17 protein-coding genes and 1 pseudogene are annotated in these 16,580 nt (G+C 40.8%); 13 read left to right on the top strand and 5 right to left on the bottom strand.

The window, feature by feature from the left end:
* The 12 genes and pseudogenes from HT708_RS01190 to HT708_RS01135 form a co-directional block, all read left to right on the top strand.
* The coding region (locus HT708_RS01190) for a transposase (RefSeq protein WP_172922367.1) at positions 1-341 on the top strand (341 nt) is incomplete at its 5' end.
* A gap of 272 nt (positions 342-613) precedes the next feature.
* Complete coding sequence (hisS, locus tag HT708_RS01185; protein WP_000775895.1) at positions 614-1,894, top strand: histidine--tRNA ligase; 1,281 nt, start codon at positions 614-616, stop codon at positions 1,892-1,894.
* The gene (locus HT708_RS01180) at positions 1,894-2,358 is read left to right on the top strand and encodes a hypothetical protein (protein WP_025170602.1); all 465 of its coding nucleotides are present in this window, start codon (positions 1,894-1,896) and stop codon (positions 2,356-2,358) included. Before hisS ends, HT708_RS01180 begins: the two co-directional genes overlap by 1 nt.
* 9 nt (positions 2,359-2,367) lie before the next feature.
* A complete protein-coding gene (locus tag HT708_RS01175) occupies positions 2,368-2,574 on the top strand; it encodes a helix-turn-helix transcriptional regulator (protein WP_001176227.1) in 207 nt (68 codons plus the stop codon).
* Positions 2,574-2,762 (top strand): hypothetical protein, encoded by a 189-nt coding sequence (locus HT708_RS01170; protein WP_001046123.1) that lies wholly within the window; start codon positions 2,574-2,576, stop codon positions 2,760-2,762. Before HT708_RS01175 ends, HT708_RS01170 begins: the two co-directional genes overlap by 1 nt.
* An 11-nt stretch (positions 2,763-2,773) precedes the next feature.
* Complete coding sequence (locus HT708_RS01165) at positions 2,774-3,517, top strand: DUF3169 family protein (protein ID WP_000412276.1); 744 nt, start codon at positions 2,774-2,776, stop codon at positions 3,515-3,517.
* A gap of 10 nt (positions 3,518-3,527) precedes the next feature.
* Positions 3,528-4,352, top strand: a complete 825-nt coding sequence (locus HT708_RS01160; RefSeq protein WP_000621678.1) for an ABC transporter ATP-binding protein — start codon at positions 3,528-3,530, stop codon at positions 4,350-4,352.
* Complete coding sequence (locus HT708_RS01155) at positions 4,345-5,043, top strand: ABC transporter permease (RefSeq protein ID WP_172925879.1); 699 nt, start codon at positions 4,345-4,347, stop codon at positions 5,041-5,043. The genes HT708_RS01160 and HT708_RS01155 overlap by 8 nt, the downstream gene beginning before the upstream one ends.
* 9 nt (positions 5,044-5,052) lie before the next feature.
* Positions 5,053-5,694 (top strand): type II CAAX endopeptidase family protein, encoded by a 642-nt coding sequence (locus HT708_RS01150; protein ID WP_000771198.1) that lies wholly within the window; start codon positions 5,053-5,055, stop codon positions 5,692-5,694.
* A 17-nt stretch (positions 5,695-5,711) separates the two neighbouring features.
* The gene (locus tag HT708_RS01145) at positions 5,712-5,942 is read left to right on the top strand and encodes a hypothetical protein (protein WP_000832181.1); all 231 of its coding nucleotides are present in this window, start codon (positions 5,712-5,714) and stop codon (positions 5,940-5,942) included.
* A gap of 155 nt (positions 5,943-6,097) precedes the next feature.
* The gene (gene aspS, locus HT708_RS01140) at positions 6,098-7,861 is read left to right on the top strand and encodes an aspartate--tRNA ligase (protein WP_000830886.1); all 1,764 of its coding nucleotides are present in this window, start codon (positions 6,098-6,100) and stop codon (positions 7,859-7,861) included.
* A pseudogene (locus HT708_RS01135) lies at positions 7,839-8,779 on the top strand (YitT family protein). The gene aspS and the pseudogene HT708_RS01135 overlap by 23 nt, the downstream one beginning before the upstream one ends.
* A 29-nt stretch (positions 8,780-8,808) precedes the next feature.
* Here the strand turns inward: HT708_RS01135 and HT708_RS01130 are convergent.
* From HT708_RS01130 to HT708_RS01110, 5 genes are all read right to left on the bottom strand, one after another.
* On the bottom strand, positions 8,809-9,795 hold the full coding sequence (locus HT708_RS01130; protein ID WP_001145442.1) for a LacI family DNA-binding transcriptional regulator: 987 nt from the start codon (positions 9,793-9,795) through the stop codon (positions 8,809-8,811).
* A gap of 9 nt (positions 9,796-9,804) precedes the next feature.
* Positions 9,805-10,605, bottom strand: a complete 801-nt coding sequence (locus tag HT708_RS01125; protein ID WP_050223203.1) for a DUF1189 domain-containing protein — start codon at positions 10,603-10,605, stop codon at positions 9,805-9,807.
* A 261-nt stretch (positions 10,606-10,866) separates the two neighbouring features.
* The gene (locus tag HT708_RS01120) at positions 10,867-11,709 is read right to left on the bottom strand and encodes a sugar ABC transporter permease (protein WP_001065638.1); all 843 of its coding nucleotides are present in this window, start codon (positions 11,707-11,709) and stop codon (positions 10,867-10,869) included.
* Between the two features lies 1 nt (position 11,710).
* The gene (locus tag HT708_RS01115) at positions 11,711-13,003 is read right to left on the bottom strand and encodes a sugar ABC transporter permease (protein WP_000414964.1); all 1,293 of its coding nucleotides are present in this window, start codon (positions 13,001-13,003) and stop codon (positions 11,711-11,713) included.
* Positions 13,004-13,114: 111 nt separating this feature from the next.
* The gene (locus HT708_RS01110; RefSeq protein WP_000095469.1) at positions 13,115-14,386 is read right to left on the bottom strand and encodes an extracellular solute-binding protein; all 1,272 of its coding nucleotides are present in this window, start codon (positions 14,384-14,386) and stop codon (positions 13,115-13,117) included.
* A 660-nt stretch (positions 14,387-15,046) separates the two neighbouring features.
* On the opposite strand from HT708_RS01110, the gene malQ reads away from it, so the two are divergent.
* On the top strand, positions 15,047-16,564 hold the full coding sequence (gene malQ / locus HT708_RS01105) for a 4-alpha-glucanotransferase (protein ID WP_000747307.1): 1,518 nt from the start codon (positions 15,047-15,049) through the stop codon (positions 16,562-16,564).
* The last annotated feature ends 16 nt before the right edge of the window (positions 16,565-16,580 follow it).

Below are 16,580 nucleotides of genomic sequence, written 5' to 3'. Positions count from 1 at the left end.
TGAAGGAGGGATTTTTTGGTGATAAAACGGATAGTTCAGCCTTAATCAAAAACGAAGTTCGTATGATGATGAGTTGTATCGCCTACAATCTCTATCTTTTTCTCAAACATCTAGCTGGAGGTGACTTCCAAACTTTAACAATCAAACGCTTCCGCCATCTTTTTCTTCACGTGGTAGGAAAATGTGTTCGAACAGGACGCAAGCAGCTCCTCAAATTGTCTAGTCTATATGCCTATTCCGAATTGTTTTCAGCACTTTATTCTAGGATTAGAAAAGTCAACCTGAATCTTCCTGTTCCTTATGAACCACCTAGAAGAAAAGCGTCGTTAATGATACATTAAAGAACAGTCGAGATGAAAAAATCGTGTGACGCACCAAGGGAGGAGTATGCCCTTTTGAGGAAATCTAGCGAGGAAAAATGATACTGGAACAGCAGAAAGTAAAACTGGCCTCATGAGGAGGAAGAAAGTGGCTCATGAGGTCAGGGGTTTTGTAAGTTACATCTAGTTGAGAGAGGTATGAATGATTTGGGGGAAATCCTAATTTTTTTCTCACTGTTTTAATCCCTTTATTTATGGTAAAATAAGACTATTAAGTTTAAAGAGGATTCCCTATGAAATTACAAAAACCAAAAGGAACGCAGGATATTTTACCTGCTGAATCTGCCAAATGGCAGTACGTTGAGGGCTTTGCCCGTGAGATTTTCAAGCGCTATAATTATGCAGAAGTGCGCACGCCTATTTTTGAGCACTACGAAGTCATCAGTCGCTCTGTCGGAGATACAACGGATATCGTAACCAAGGAAATGTACGACTTCTATGACAAGGGTGACCGCCATATTACTCTCCGTCCAGAAGGAACTGCGCCCGTTGTCCGTTCCTATGTGGAAAATAGACTTTTCGCCCCAGAAGTGCAAAAGCCAAGTAAGTTCTACTACATGGGACCTATGTTCCGTTACGAGCGTCCACAGGCAGGGCGTTTGCGCCAATTCCACCAGATTGGTGTTGAGTGTTTTGGTTCTAGCAATCCAGCTACCGATGTGGAAACCATCGCGATGGCGGCCCATTTCTTGAAAGAAATCGGTATCCAAGGTGTCAAATTACATCTTAACACTCTTGGAAATCCTGAGAGCCGTGCAGCCTACCGTCAAGCCTTGATTGACTATTTGACACCGCTCAAGGAGATCTTGTCTAAGGATAGCCAGCGTCGTTTGGAGGAAAATCCTCTTCGTGTCTTGGACTCTAAGGAAAAAGAAGACAAGGTAGCAGTAGAGAATGCGCCTTCTATCTTGGATTTCCTTGATGAAGAAAGTCAAGCTCATTTTGATGCTGTACGTCAGATGTTGGAAAATCTTGGAGTAGACTACATCATTGATACCAATATGGTGCGTGGTCTGGACTACTACAACCACACCATTTTCGAGTTCATCACAGAGATTGAGGGCAATGACCTGACAGTCTGTGCGGGTGGTCGTTACGATGGTTTGGTTTCTTACTTTGGAGGCCCGGAAACTGCTGGATTTGGATTTGGACTTGGTGTAGAGCGCCTGCTTCTCATCCTTGAAAAGCAAGGTGTGACTCTCCCTATCGAAAACGCCCTAGATGTCTATATCGCAGTTTTGGGTGAAGGAGCAAATGTCAAGGCCTTGGAATTGGTACAGGCTCTTCGCCAACAAGGTTTCAAAGCAGAGCGTGATTACCTCAACCGTAAGCTCAAAGCTCAATTCAAGTCAGCCGATGTCTTTGTGGCTAAAACCCTCATCACCCTAGGAGAGAGTGAAGTCGAAAGCGGACAAGTGACGGTCAAGAATAACCAAACCCGAGAAGAAGTCCAAGTGTCACTTGAGACAATAAGCCAAAACTTCTCAGAAATCTTTGAAAAACTAGGATTTTAATAACAGAAAAACTGGTCAGAAACCTACTCCTGACCTTTTTCTTTTGCAAAATGACAAAAATCATAAACTTTTTGACAAATATGCTTGTCAAAAAGAAAAAGATGTGTTACAATATAATCAAGTTAAGAGAAAAGGAGCAGGGAACGATTATGTGGGCATTAGGATTTGTACCTCTTGTGATTATGTTTTATCTCTATCATACCCAAAGGGTCAAGAAATTAGAGAATAAAATCAAAAGAATTGAGCAAAAACAGAAAGGAAATAAAGAAATGTCAAGATTATTAAAAGAATTGATTGGGAAAACACCGACAATCGTTGGACAAGTTTTTGGAACAGATAACTGGGAAGTTGTGGATGTTGATGAGGAATGGGTCAAGCTACGTCGTGTTAATAAAAAAGGAAAAGAAAAATTCAAACTACAACGCATTGAGGATATCCAAACTGTTGAATTTGACGGAAAGTAGGTGTGTGACATGCAACTAAAAAATCGTCTAAAAGAGCTTCGAGCTCGCGATGGTCTCAATCAAACCGACCTAGCCAAGCTGGCAGGGGTTTCCAGACAGACCATTAGCCTACTAGAACGGGATGAGTACACCCCGTCCATTATCATTGCCCTGAAAATATCTCAAATTTTCAACGAAACAGTCGAATCGGTATTTCGCTTGGAGGAGGACGAGTGATGAACAAGTATAAAGTGATTTATTATGTAGTTGCCATAGCTCTATTAGTCAGCCTATGTCTACTAATTGGAACAAATCTAGGATGGTTTGATCTCTATTACAGCGACCAATTTATCTGGGCCTACTTTGCTCTTATCCCAGTCGTTGACTGGATTGAAAAGAAATCCAAAAATCTAGCAAGTAAATAAGGAGAATGAATATGGAAAAGAAAAAGAAACGTGGATTGTTATTATTTTTGATGTCTATTGTCTTGGGAGCTTTCTTTGGCATTTTTGTAGGGATGTTTAAGGCACTTGCTGAATCTCACGGAATTATGTTAGATGTAAAAATCTTGATACCATGGATATCAGCTATTTGTTTAGTATTAGGTTTCATTAGCATTCTTTTGACATTCAATTTCCTAAAGAAAAGCAGAAAGTTTCATTCCTTGTATCAAGAGGAAATGGATGATGATCTGAATGAAACCTATTATGTGCAAATGTATCGGAATCTCGAGTTTGGAACCACTGCTTTTAATATTGCAAGTGTAGCGATTTTATTGGCTCTTTTCATCTCAGGTAGTGAAGTGATTGTACCAAATAGAAGCAATCTAACCTTATCTCTTTCTTTTTTGGGATTAGTGCTGATTCTCAGTGTTCAAAAATATCTTTTTAAGACCATTGCGATTGTTCGTCAGTTTGATTTGGCATTTTTCTCAACACCAAAGGATGTCTTAGAGTATGTAAATTCTTATGATGAAGGGGAGCGTCAGGCTAATTTGGAACAGAGTTTTCGGATTTTATTCCAATTAAATCAGTATGTCTTACCAGTCTTATATGTTTTTCTTTTTATCATTTCTTTCTTGACAGGAGAGATTCAGTTACTAGCCTTCTTGCTTGTAGGAGCTATCCATATTTATATCAATGTGATGCAGTTACCTATGGTAAAACGCTATTTCAAATAAAGGAGTTTCTATGATTCGTGTTGAAAATGTAAGTAAAAGTTTTGGGAGCAAAAAAGCTCTTCATCAGATTTCTTTTGAGATTAAGGAGGGTGAAATCTTTGGTTTTCTGGGACCTTCTGGCTCAGGTAAAACAACCATGATCAATGTCTTAACAGGACAGTTGGCTGCAGATCAAGGTAAAACAGTTTTGCTAGGCAAGAATTCTCAAGATTTAACCTCAAATGATTTGGAACAAATTGGTATTGTGAGTGATGGCAGTAGTTTTTATGAAAAGATGAGTCTTTATAAAAATCTTCTCATCTATGCTAAGTTATATGGCCTCAAGGCAGATAGAGTAGTTCAGGTGCTTCAACAGGTTGGATTGGCAGATGCTAAAGATATTATCGCAGAAAAACTATCTACAGGAATGAAACAACGAATGTTCTTGGCTCGTGCCCTTCTTAATGCACCTAAGATTCTCTTCCTTGATGAGCCAACCAGTGGCTTAGACCCTACAACATCTAAGATGATTCATACCCTACTTCAAGAATTAAAGCATGCGGGGACAACTATCTTTCTGACCACGCATGATATGAATGAAGCAACTCTGCTTTGTGATCGCTTATCTCTTTTAAATAAGGGTAATTTAATAGAGTATGGAAGTCCGCAAGATATTATCCAGAAGTACCATGTGGATAAGAAAGTACGTGTAGCTTATAAAGATGGACGAGAACAGATAGTTCCATTTGAAGAATTGCCACATTTAGACACGACAGATTTGATGGTGGTTCACTCTTGTGAGCCAACTCTAGAAGAAATCTTTATCAGATTGACAGGAGAAAAGTTAGATGTTTAGAAAATTAAATGCCCTACTATGGTTAAGAGTGCAAGTTCTTATTAGCAATTCAACTTTGTTAGCGACTTTATTGATGCCTTTTGGTATTGCTGTTTTATATAATGAATTTTTAAATAAGAATGGACAATTGAGCCTATTTTTACTATCTGCTAGCTTGACGATGGTCTTGAGCATGGGAAGTGGTTATATGGTATCGATTATGATGGCAGAAGATAAGGAAAAACGAAATCTTAAATCACTCCTCCTAAGTGGTGTGACAGCAACAGAATATACTTTCAGTATGCTCGTTCTCCCTATTCTGATAATGTTACTTGCTATGATTGTGCTTCCCATCTATCTTAAAGTAGATCTATCAGGTTATTTATTTGCCTACGTTATCTATTTGCTCCTAGCAACTATTAGTATTATTTTTCTCAACCTTCTAATCGGTGCGGTGTCAGATACTCAATCTAAAGCGCAAGTTTATAGTATCTTCCCTATGTTAATTGTCTCTTTTTTACCTATGATTGCTTCTCAAAATGATACGGTTCAAAAAGTGTTGGATTATTCGTTCATCGGTCCTATTGTAAATCTTTTAAATAAAAAAGGTGGAGAAATATCTTTTTCTAACATCGGTATGTTACTTGCCTGGGTACTTGTATTAGGAATAGCGAACCTCTTTGTATTGAAAAATAGCTATAAAGCAAGATAGGAGATCTATATGAAATTACTTAAAAACCTGGGCTGGTTTTTTCTAGCCATTCTATCCTTTTTATTCATCTATGGCTTCATTCAGGTACTCGCGACTACGTCGCTTGCCTTAGGCGCTTCACCCTATGCTGTGACCTTGCTCTATGTGGCCTTGGCTGGAGTTTATGTGTACGGTATTTACAAATGGTATCAGAAAGGTCCTGTTCGTATTGAGAAGAGTGGCTTCAACCGATTTATTTGGCTTCCTGCCTTGGTTTGGTTCTTATCTCTTGTTGTCCAGTTTTTCTTGCCAAATGATCCTTCAGTAAATCAGCAAATAGCGATAGACTTGACCTTGTCTCAACCACTTTTCTCATTCTTTGCGGTCGTTATTTTTGCTCCTTTGACGGAAGAACTTATCTTTAGAGGGATGTTAGCACGCTACCTCTTTCCTAAGCAGGACAATAGTAAACAAACTCTGATTTTTCTTCTGGTATCGAGTGTTTTGTTTGCCTTGATTCATTTCCCAGGTGATGTGCAACAATTTTTTGTCTATTTTAGCCTTGGTTTTAGTTTGGGCTTGGCTTATATTAGCAGAAAAGGTCTGGTCTACAGTATTTCTCTTCACGCTTTGAATAATTTAGTCGGCTTTTTGATGATTCTCATGCTATAATAGAGTCAGGAGGTCACATGAAACGAGTAATTTTATTAGCAGTGATTCAAGCAGTCGTTCTATTTTTCATCATTGGGGCGCTAGCTTATGCCTTCAAAGGCGATTTCTTCTATAACTATCTAGCAGTTGTCTTTGCCCCTATTGCAGGTGTCTTGCGTTTTGGGACAGCTTACATAACGGAAATTGTCTTGCCTCGAAAGGCAGCTGAAATTGCTGAAAAGCGTAAAGCAGGCAACAATTCAAAATAAAAGAGTCCGGTGAAGTTCATCGGATTTTTTGTATGGGCGTTAATTTTTAGGGACTTTACCTGATTTTTAAAGACTGGCAAACTTTTCTGCTGATTTTCATGAAGAGCCTGCGCTTTTATGGTAAAATAGTAACAGAATAAAAGAGGAGAGAAAACATGAAACGTAGTATGTATGCTGGTCGTGTTCGTGAGGAACACATCGGACAAGAAATAACCTTGAAAGGATGGGTTGGCCGTCGTCGTGACCTTGGTGGTTTGATCTTTATTGACCTTCGTGACCGTGAAGGAATCATGCAGTTGGTTATCAATCCTGAAAAAGTATCTGCCGAGGTTATGGCAACAGCTGAAAGCCTTCGTAGCGAATTTGTTATCGAGGTGACTGGACAGGTCGCTGCGCGTGAGCAAGCCAATGATAAGTTGCCAACTGGTGCGGTTGAGTTAAATGTAACAGCTCTGATAGTGCTCAATACAGCAAAAACAACACCATTTGAGATTAAGGATGGGATTGAGGCCAATGACGATACGCGTTTGCGTTACCGTTACCTTGACCTTCGTCGTCCAGAAATGTTGGAAAATCTTAAACTTCGTGCTAAGGTGACCCATTCTATCCGCAACTACTTGGATGAGTTGGAGTTTATCGACGTGGAGACACCATTCCTTTCTAAGTCAACGCCAGAAGGGGCGCGTGACTATTTAGTGCCGTCTCGTGTTAATAAAGGGCATTTTTACGCTCTTCCTCAAAGTCCACAAATCACTAAGCAATTGTTGATGAATGCTGGTTTTGACCGTTACTACCAAATCGTCAAATGTTTCCGTGATGAGGACTTGCGTGGAGATCGTCAACCTGAGTTTACCCAGGTCGACTTGGAAACATCTTTCCTTACGGAGCAAGAAATCCAAGATATTACAGAAGGTTTGATTGCGCGCGTGATGAAAGAGACTAAAGGCATCGAAGTCACTCTGCCTTTCCCACGTATGAAGTATGATGACGCTATGGCTCGTTACGGTTCTGACAAGCCTGATACTCGTTTTGACATGTTGCTTCAGGACTTGACAGAAGTAGTCAAAGGTGTAGACTTTAAAGTCTTTTCAGAAGCACCTGCTGTAAAAGCCATTGTGGTCAAAGGAGCTGCGGACAACTATTCACGTAAAGACATCGACAAGATGACAGAAGTAGCCAAACAGTATGGTGCCAAAGGTCTTGCTTGGGTTAAGGTTGTTGATGGAGAATTAAATGGACCAGTTGCTAAGTTCTTGACTAACATCCAAGCAGAATTGACAGCAGCACTTGCGCTTGAAGATAAGGACTTGGTTCTCTTTGTGGCAGATACGCTTGAAGTGGCTAATGCAACGCTTGGTGCCCTTCGTGGACGTATTGCCAAAGAGCTTGGTTTGATTGATAGCGATAAATTCAACTTCCTTTGGGTGGTTGACTGGCCAATGTTTGAATGGTCTGAAGAAGAAGGCCGCTACATGAGCGCCCACCATCCATTCACACTTCCACAGGAAGAAACAGCTCACGAATTAGAAGGTGATTTGGCTAAGGTTCGTGCCATTGCTTACGATATCGTCTTGAACGGTTATGAGCTTGGTGGTGGTAGCCTTCGTATCAACCAAAAAGACCTTCAAGAACGTATGTTCAAGGCTCTTGGTTTCTCAGCCGAAGAAGCAAATGACCAGTTTGGCTTCCTTCTTGAAGCCATGGACTATGGTTTCCCACCACACGGTGGTTTGGCTATCGGGCTTGACCGCTTTGTCATGCTCTTAGCTGGAGAAGAAAATATCCGTGAAGTTATTGCCTTCCCTAAGAACAATAAAGCAACTGACCCAATGACACAAGCTCCATCAACAGTCGCTCTCAAACAACTAGAGGAACTCAGCTTACAAGTAGAAGAAGATGAAACAAGCAAAACGAATTAAGCGGTGGCGCTATTATCTGCGCCGCTTTGCTTATCAGATAAAAATTTTACGTGTCTTACAAAGTATCTCTCGAGAAAAGTATGATGAGAAGATTTCGGCCTCTCTGGTCTATGGTTTTTTATCAGCAGTGGCGGTCAATTTCTTTTTCCAACCAGGGCATGTGTATTCGAGTGGTGCGACAGGTCTGGCACAGATTATCTCTGCTTTGAGTAATCACTGGTTTGGTTTTCATATTCCGATTTCGCTAACCTTCTACGCCATTAACTTCCCTTTGATGGTCTTAGCTTGGTATCAGATTGGCCATAAGTTCACCGTCTTTACCTTTATCACGGTATCTATGAGTTCCTTCTTTATCCAGTTTGTCCCTGTGGCAACCTTGACGGAGGATCCCATTATCAATGCCCTTTTTGGGGGTGTTGTCATGGGCTTGGGGATTGGTTTTGCTCTTCGAAACAATATCTCCAGTGGTGGAACGGATATCGTCAGTCTGACCATTCGTAAGAAAACGGGTAAGAACGTTGGTAGTATTTCTTTCTTGGTAAATGGGACTATCATGCTGATAGCTGGTTTGACCTTTGGTTGGAAATACGCTCTTTACTCTATGATTACCATCTTTGTCTCTAGCCGTGTGACAGACGCCGTCTTTACCAAGCAAAAACGTATGCAGGCTATGATTGTGACCAATCATCCAGACAAGGTAATTGAAAAAATCCATAAAAATTGCACCGCGGAGCAACCATGATCCACGATGCAGAAGGAACCTATAATCACGAGAGAAAGGCAGTTCTAATCACTGTCATTACACGTGCAGAGTTTAATGAATTTAAACAGATTATGACACAAGTGGATCCAAGCGCCTTTGTCTCTGTCTCGGAAAATGTTCATATTCTAGGAAGGTTTGTTGAGATAGATAATTAGTGACCAAAAAAACCAGCGTGAGCTGGTTTTTATTTTTCTATAATTTTATGGGCAATCAACTGGCGGTAACAAATTTGTTTATTGCTTTTAGCATCGTTGATAATCTGAAGAATCGTTTCAAATGATGTTTGACCAAGTTCTAGGCTATTGATATCGACATAGGCTGCCAAGTTGAGCTTGGGATTAACCGAGTCAAAGCTGAGAACAGGGACATCCAGCTGGTGTTTGGCAATATAGTTACAAACACCTTCAGCTAGGAGGCTATCGGTTGTGATGATAGCATCAATTTGTGGATCGTGCTTGAATAATCGCTTGCTAAATTTATAGCCCTTTTCTTCCAGAAACTCGTCGGCAAAGTAGATGCGATTGTTGTCAGTGGTAAGTTTGTAATGCTTAAGCGCCTGTTCATAGCCTGTTAAACGGTCTTTGGTCACGAAGAGCTTTTTGCTTCCTCCGATAAAAGCAATACGATTGCAGCCTTTTTTGATGAAATATTCGGTTGCATCAAAACCAGCTTGAACATTGTCGTTGTCTACAAGTGGGATGAAAGGAGATAGAGATTTACCTAAGATAAGGAAGGGGAACTGTTCTTCTGCTACGAGTTTTACGAGAGGGTCTTCTTCTTGGGCATAGAGAAAGATTAGCCCATCTACACGCTTGCCGTAGACCATTTGTGAAATAGCGTTGAGGCGCTCCTTCTCATCTTTCCCTGTTGCTATCTGAATGGCATAGTGGTTTTCAGATGCGACTTGAGAGATGCCACGTAGAACCGATGGAAAGAAAGGATTCTGGTAGAAGGCGTCTGAGTCATCAGGAAGAACCAAACCAATCACCTGAGTATAGCTACTTACCAAGCTGCGAGCATTGAGGTTGGGATGGTAATTGAGCTCCTTCATAGCCTTGCGAACGCGTTTTTTTGTTTCGTCGCTAATGGTTGATTTATTTTGAATAACACGGGTTACGGTTGAAGGTGAAACACCAGCAGCCTTGGCCACGTCTTTAATCGTAACGGGCATAAAAATCTCCTATTTATGGTAATCTGGATCACGGAAATGTGTTTTATAAAAGATAGTGACCAGATACAGAACAAAAAGAATGTTTTGTACAGTAATCAGGGTTGACATATTTTGGCCAAATAATCCCAAAATAAGCGTAATCAGAGTCGGCAATCCTAAACAGTTCAAGATAAAATGATAGCACTCTTTAAAGGTTCTAAATGAAAAGAGTCGGGATTTCTTAGTGATATAAAGGAGAAGACTCGCCCCTAGAGAGACGATAAAGAAATTCAAACCAAAGAGGAAGCTCGCACCGAGAACTAGGAAGAGACTGATATAGACACGATTCTGCCGGTACCAGTCTTTAGAAATTGCTTGGGTCAAGCTGTCTTTGCTTTTGAAACTCTCAGTCTGAATAGCTCGGTAATAGATGCGTGTCAACTCTTTACTTTCCTTGCTGATGACCAGTTCTTTTGTGTCGAAATGCAGTTGCAAGTCCTTAGGTAATTCCTTGCTTTGACTGGGGCTAATCACAAGAGAAGGCGTTTGATTGGCAGTTCCTGTATAAGTTAGCTTACCATCAACAATTCTAGCATGTTCAGAGAGATCCTGGACAACCTCATCTGTCAATGGTTCATAGACATTATCGATAAAGGTTTCTAGCGGATAAGTCTCCTGGGAGCTGTTTTGGATGGCAATGGGTACCATAGACAAGCTGATAAGGAAGATACTGGTAAAGAGTAGTTGAAACCAGTTGAGCCCGAAACGTTTGGACAGGGGCTTACGAAATCCCCAAATACTTGAAAAATAAGAAAATGGATATGGAAGCATAGGTATCTTTCTAAAAGGTGTTTTCTATATGAGTATTATTATATAGTTAAATTCGCTTTATTTCAAGTCTAGGAGAAAAATTGCTTGTTGTAAGGACATTACTTACAGTGACAATCGCTAATAGTCAATGAAAATCAAAGTACAAACTAGGAAGCTAGTCGCAGGTTGCTCAAAGCACAACTTTGAGGTTGCAGATGGAAGCTGACGTGGTTTGAAGAGATTTTAGAAGAGTATAAAATGAAAAAGGGTGGCGGGGATAAATTATCCCTTGTCGCCACCACTTGTAAGTCCTGAAACAAAGTTCTTTTGTAGGAAGAAGAAGAGAATACAGATTGGAAGGGCGATGAGGATAGCACCTGCTGAGAAGTAGGCAATCTTCATGTTTTTCGCATTGTTAACGAAGGTTTGGAGACCTACGGCAACAGTAAAGTATTCTTTCTCACGAAGCAAGAAACTAGAGAGGATGTAGTCCCCGAAAGGTCCCATGAAGGCCCAGAGAGCTTGTACGGCAACCATTGGGCGAACAAGTGGAAGAACAATTTGCCAGAAGCGGCGGAAGTGTCCTGCACCGTCTAGTTTTGCAGATTCGTCTAAAGACATTGGCACTGTATCGAAGTAGCCTTTCATGAGCCAAGTATTCATCGGGATACCACCACCAACGTAGAGGAAGATGAGGAACCAGCTGTGGTTAAGGGCGTTCAACATAAGCGCCATAACGAAGAAGGCTGTCAAAGCGGCCATAGTTGGCACCATTTGGATAATCAAGAAGAAGACCAAACTTTGTTTACGAGCCAAGAAGTTGTAACGGCTGTAGGCATAACCAGCAAGTACGATGATACTTGTTTGAACAGCCATGGTAATCAAGGCAATGATCAAGGTGTTGAGGTACCAAGTACCGTACAAGGTTTCAGTGAAGAGGCCTTGGAAGTTAGCAAAACTAAAGTCGACGTTGCTGTCTAGTTTAAAGGCTACTACGTTACCAGTCTTGAAGGCTGACATAATGGTAATCAAAAGTGGATAGATAATGACAATTGATAGACCAATCAGGTAAAGGTATGTAAGGCTTTGAGTCAGTCTACGTTTGAGTTTAATTGAGTTATTCATCTTAGACGTCCTCCATATCAAATGCGTGTAGTTTCTTGAATGCGATCATAGAGATTGAGATGACAATGATAGAGATAATCAAGGTGACAGCTGCCGCCATTGAGTATTGAGGAGATGTACCTGTTGTCAAACGGTAAATCCATGAAATCAAGATATCGGTTGAACCAGCTCCACCACCGACACTACCAGGTCCTCCAGCGTTGAAGAGGTACATGATAGAGAAGTTGTTAAAGTTGAAGGTGTATTGGCTAATCAAAGTAGGTGCCGCAACAGCCAAGATCATTGGGAAAGTGATGTTGCGGAATTTTTGCCAAGCATTGGCACCGTCAATATAAGCTGCTTCGTAAAGGTCGTTAGGAATAGATTGCAAGATACCCAAGGTCAGAACGTAGATGTATGGGAATCCAAGCCAACCTTGCATCATAATCAAGGCAATCTTAGTCCAAGTTGGGTCTGTTTTCCAGGGAATAAGAGCGCCATCAAGGAAAGGAAGGAATTTAGCCAAGATTGGCAATACTTGGGTGTTGATAGCTCCGACACTATCGTTAAACATGTTTGAGAATGTCAAGATAGTGATGAAGGCTGGGACAGCCCAAGGAAGAAGGAAAATAACACCAAAGATACGTTTTCCTTTGATAAATGGTTGGTTAGCAATGATAGCTGTGAAGATACCAATCACAATCTGTAAAGTTGAGGCTGCCAAAGCCCAGATGATGGTCCAAGAAAGAACAGAACCAAAGGCAGAACGGAAGGTACTCAAACTCCAGATATTACTAAAGTTTGTCAAACCAACCCAGTCCAACAATTTGTTTGGTGGTAAGTGTTGGAAGTCATAGTTGGTAAAGGCGATCATCAAGGTTACGATAACTGGGAAGATAATCGCGAAGGTCATGGCAACATAAGATGGAATAATCAAGAGATAAGGGAAACCATTTTCATAAATCCCTTTGATCATGTCTTTGAGGGTACGTGGAACTGGAATTCCATTGTTAATGCGTTTTGCAATCGTATATGCATCTTTGATATTTGAGAAATAAAAGAGTACATAAACGACTACAAAGATTAAATGGAAGGCACCACGAATCAGCATAAAGAGGGAATTATCACGACCGGGCTTGTCACCAAGAGTGATGAGATTGCTCAATTCAGGTGCTGCAAGTGCTAGGAAATAAAGGACAAATACGATGGTTACACCAAGGAAGATAAAACCTTTGGCTTTTTGTTTATTGTAAATCTGTCCTAACCCAGGAATGATAGACAGCAGGGCTGCTTTACTAGGTTGTTGCTTTTCCATAATAACTCCTTTCATAGGATACTACTTTTTTTATAAGAAAGCTAAATTATTTGTGTCTCTATTGATAAATTCAAAGGGGGATTTGAATTCCACCCCCCTTGAACAAATTTTTTATTCACCAAATTTTTGTTTGATTGTTTCTTTGATCAATGTTACAGCGTCGTTAGCAGCTGTTTTAGCATCTTTTTGACCACTTACAGTATCAAAGAGCATGTTAGCAGCTGGTTCCCAAACTGCAGACATTTGAGAGATGTTTGGAATTGGTTGAGCGTTCTTGAATTGTTTGATAACAGCTGTTGTCAACTCATCGTTTTTACCTTCAGCGTATGAACGAGCTTCAGTATTAGCTGGGATTTCGTTAGTTGCATCGTAGAAAGCTTTTTGTTGTTCAGTTGAAACAAGGAAGTCTACAAATTTCTGTGCGCCTTCAAGGTTCTTAGTACTTGAAGGAATGATCCAAGCTTTACCACCACCGAATGCAGCATATTCTTTTCCATTTGGAAGAGTTGGGATAGTCGCAACACCGTAGTTTACTTTAGCATCTTTGAGGGCTTGAGCTTTCCAAGGCCCATCAATGATAGCAGCTGTTTTACCTTCTTGGAATTGAGTTTGGATTAGGTTTCCAGCAGCTGTACCATCTTGCATACCTTTAGGCCATTTTTCGTACCAAGATTTAGCGTAGTTGATACCTGCGATAGAACCGTCGTTTGCAAGACCGATGTCTTTAGGGTCTTTACCGTTTTGTCCGAATACGTAAGCGCCGTTACCAGCAAGAAGTCCGTATGCATAGTAGAAGTTTGTCCAGTCAGCTAGGAAGGCAGAAGTTTTTCCATCTTCTCCAGCGAAGGCATATTTGCTATCTTTAGCAAGGTTTTCCAAGTCAGCAAATGTTTTGGGAGCGTCTTTTACCAAGTCTTTGTTGTAGTACATAACAAGTGACTCGATAACGGCAGGAGCACCGTAAACTTTACCGTCAGCAGCGGTTACAAGAGATTTAGTTGTATCTTCTGTTTTAGCACCATCGCTCAATTTCACTTCTGAAAGTTGTCCGTCAGAACCAAGGCTACCCACACGGTCGTATGGAGCCATCATAACGTCAGCAGCTTGACCAGATTGGTTGTCAAGAGAAAGTTTGTCAAGCCCACCAAGTTGGTCACCAGATTTGATGTTAACTGTTGTGCCTGATTGCTCTTTATAAGCTTTAGCAACTGTTTCAGCATAAGCTTTGTATTGGTCCTCAACGTAAAGAGTGATTTCTTTCGCTTCAGATGAACCAGACTCAGCAGGCTTATCAGCAGTTTTGCTTCCGCAAGCTACCAAGAGCAAGCTAGCAAGTGTAGCAGTTCCAAGCACCGCAGCGCTCTTCATGAATTTAGATGACATAGTGTATTCCTCCTAAAGAATAACAAGTTTTATTGATAAGGAAACGCAAACGTTTTCCTTTATGACCTTAGTATAGCACAAATAGAAAACGGTTGCAAGTGTTTTTGACAAAAATTTTAAAAAATTTTTAAGCTTGATTTGATAGCATGATTTTGCTTTTTAATAGAAGAAAAGTGTGAAATAGATAAGAATACAGTATTTTTAATAAAAAATAGATGTAATCTATCTAAAGAAGGAAATCAGGAGGGGCTACCTCCCTGTTTCTAATTCCTATCTATTTTCTATAGACCTTTGTGCCTCCTTGCATCTAAATTCAAGTTTTCTAGGGGAGGATTTGCAGTTTGTAGACGGATTCTGTGAGAGTCAAATTTTAGGATTAGATAGTTTTAATACTCTTCGAAAATCAAATTCAAACCGCGTCAACGTCGCCTTGCCGTACTCAAGTACAGCCTGCGGCTAGTTTCCTAGTTTGCTCTTTGATTTTCATTGAGTATAAGTTATCTTTGCTAAAATGGGTTAATCTCCTTAAAAATAATCAAAAAAGTTTTTTAAAAACGCTTGCAATTATGCTTGAAAAGGAGTATACTTATAAGTAGCGCAAACGTTTGCGTCTGCAAAAATACGCAACGTTCCATTAATTTTAACACATGAGGTGCTATTATGAAAAAACGTCAAAGTGGTGTGTTGATGCACATCTCTTCTCTTCCAGGAGCTTACGGAATCGGATCGTTTGGTCAAAGTGCTTACGACTTCGTTGATTTCTTGGTTCGTACAAAACAACGTTACTGGCAAATCCTTCCATTAGGAACAACTAGTTACGGGGACTCTCCTTACCAATCTTTCTCAGCCTTCGCAGGAAACACTCATTTTATCGATTTAGATATCTTGGTGGAGCAAGGTTTGTTGGAAGCAAGTGACCTTGAAGGAGTTGACTTTGGTAGCGATGCGTCTGAAGTTGATTATGCGAAAATCTACTATGCACGTCGTCCTCTTTTAGAAAAAGCGGTAAAACGTTTCTTGGAAGTAGGAGATGTTAAAGATTTTGAGAAATTTGCTCAAGACAACCAATCATGGCTTGAGCTCTTTGCTGAGTATATGGCTATCAAAGAGCATTTTGACAATCTTGCTTGGACTGAATGGCCAGATGCAGATGTTCGTGCTCGTAAAGCTTCAGCACTTGAAAGCTACCGTGAGCAATTGGCAGACAAGTTGGTTTACCACCGTGTGACTCAATACTTCTTCTTTCAACAATGGTTGAAATTGAAAGCTTACGCTAACGACAACCACATCGAAATCGTTGGGGACATGCCAATCTACGTAGCGGAAGATTCAAGCGATATGTGGGCAAATCCGCATCTCTTCAAAACAGATGTCAACGGTAAGGCAACTTGCATCGCAGGATGTCCACCAGATGAGTTCTCTGCAACTGGTCAGCTTTGGGGTAACCCAATCTATGACTGGGAAGCAATGGACAAAGATGGTTACAAATGGTGGATTGAACGCTTGCGTGAAAGCTTCAAAATCTACGATATCGTTCGTATTGACCACTTCCGTGGTTTCGAATCTTACTGGGAAATCCCTGCTGGTTCCGATACAGCAGCACCTGGTGAGTGGGTGAAAGGTCCGGGCTACAAGCTTTTTGCAGCCGTTAAGGAAGAACTTGGTGAGCTAAACATCATCGCAGAAGACCTTGGCTTCATGACAGATGAAGTTATTGAGTTGCGTGAACGTACTGGCTTCCCAGGAATGAAGATTCTTCAATTTGCCTTCAACCCAGAAGACGAAAGTATCGATAGCCCACACTTGGCACCTGCTAACTCAGTTATGTACACAGGAACTCACGATAACAATACGGTTCTTGGTTGGTACCGTAACGAGATTGATGATGCGACTCGTGAGTACATGGCTCGTTACACGAACCGTAAAGAATACGAAACAGTGCCACATGCTATGCTTCGTACAGTCTTTTCATCAGTTAGCTTCATGGCAATTGCAACTATGCAAGATTTGCTAGAATTGGATGAGGCGGCTCGTATGAACTTCCCATCTACCCTTGGTGGAAACTGGTCTTGGCGTATGACTGAAGAGCAATTGACACCAGCTGTTGAGGAAGGTTTGCTTGACTTAACAACAATCTATCGCCGAATCAATGAAAATTTGGTAGAATTAAAGAAATAATACAATATCAGGAGAC

The organism is Streptococcus sp. 3613, assembly GCF_013277375.1.
GTDB lineage: Bacteria > Bacillota > Bacilli > Lactobacillales > Streptococcaceae > Streptococcus > Streptococcus pseudopneumoniae.
The sequence above is the reverse complement of the archived record's forward strand: the minus strand, read 5'-3'. Positions and strand labels throughout refer to the sequence as shown.

Coding starts and splice junctions, on each gene's coding strand:
- HT708_RS01170 (WP_001046123.1), top strand. CDS start 2,574: ATGAACAAGTATAAAGTGATTTATTATGTAGTTGCCATAGCTCTATTA.
- HT708_RS01130 (WP_001145442.1), bottom strand. CDS start 9,795: ATGCCCGTTACGATTAAAGACGTGGCCAAGGCTGCTGGTGTTTCACCT.
- HT708_RS01120 (WP_001065638.1), bottom strand. CDS start 11,709: ATGAATAACTCAATTAAACTCAAACGTAGACTGACTCAAAGCCTTACA.
- HT708_RS01175 (WP_001176227.1), top strand. CDS start 2,368: ATGCAACTAAAAAATCGTCTAAAAGAGCTTCGAGCTCGCGATGGTCTC.
- HT708_RS01145 (WP_000832181.1), top strand. CDS start 5,712: ATGAAACGAGTAATTTTATTAGCAGTGATTCAAGCAGTCGTTCTATTT.
- HT708_RS01125 (WP_050223203.1), bottom strand. CDS start 10,605: ATGCTTCCATATCCATTTTCTTATTTTTCAAGTATTTGGGGATTTCGT.
- aspS (WP_000830886.1), top strand. CDS start 6,098: ATGAAACGTAGTATGTATGCTGGTCGTGTTCGTGAGGAACACATCGGA.
- HT708_RS01115 (WP_000414964.1), bottom strand. CDS start 13,003: ATGGAAAAGCAACAACCTAGTAAAGCAGCCCTGCTGTCTATCATTCCT.
- HT708_RS01155 (WP_172925879.1), top strand. CDS start 4,345: ATGTTTAGAAAATTAAATGCCCTACTATGGTTAAGAGTGCAAGTTCTT.
- malQ (WP_000747307.1), top strand. CDS start 15,047: ATGAAAAAACGTCAAAGTGGTGTGTTGATGCACATCTCTTCTCTTCCA.
- HT708_RS01160 (WP_000621678.1), top strand. CDS start 3,528: ATGATTCGTGTTGAAAATGTAAGTAAAAGTTTTGGGAGCAAAAAAGCT.
- HT708_RS01150 (WP_000771198.1), top strand. CDS start 5,053: ATGAAATTACTTAAAAACCTGGGCTGGTTTTTTCTAGCCATTCTATCC.
- hisS (WP_000775895.1), top strand. CDS start 614: ATGAAATTACAAAAACCAAAAGGAACGCAGGATATTTTACCTGCTGAA.
- HT708_RS01110 (WP_000095469.1), bottom strand. CDS start 14,386: ATGTCATCTAAATTCATGAAGAGCGCTGCGGTGCTTGGAACTGCTACA.
- HT708_RS01165 (WP_000412276.1), top strand. CDS start 2,774: ATGGAAAAGAAAAAGAAACGTGGATTGTTATTATTTTTGATGTCTATT.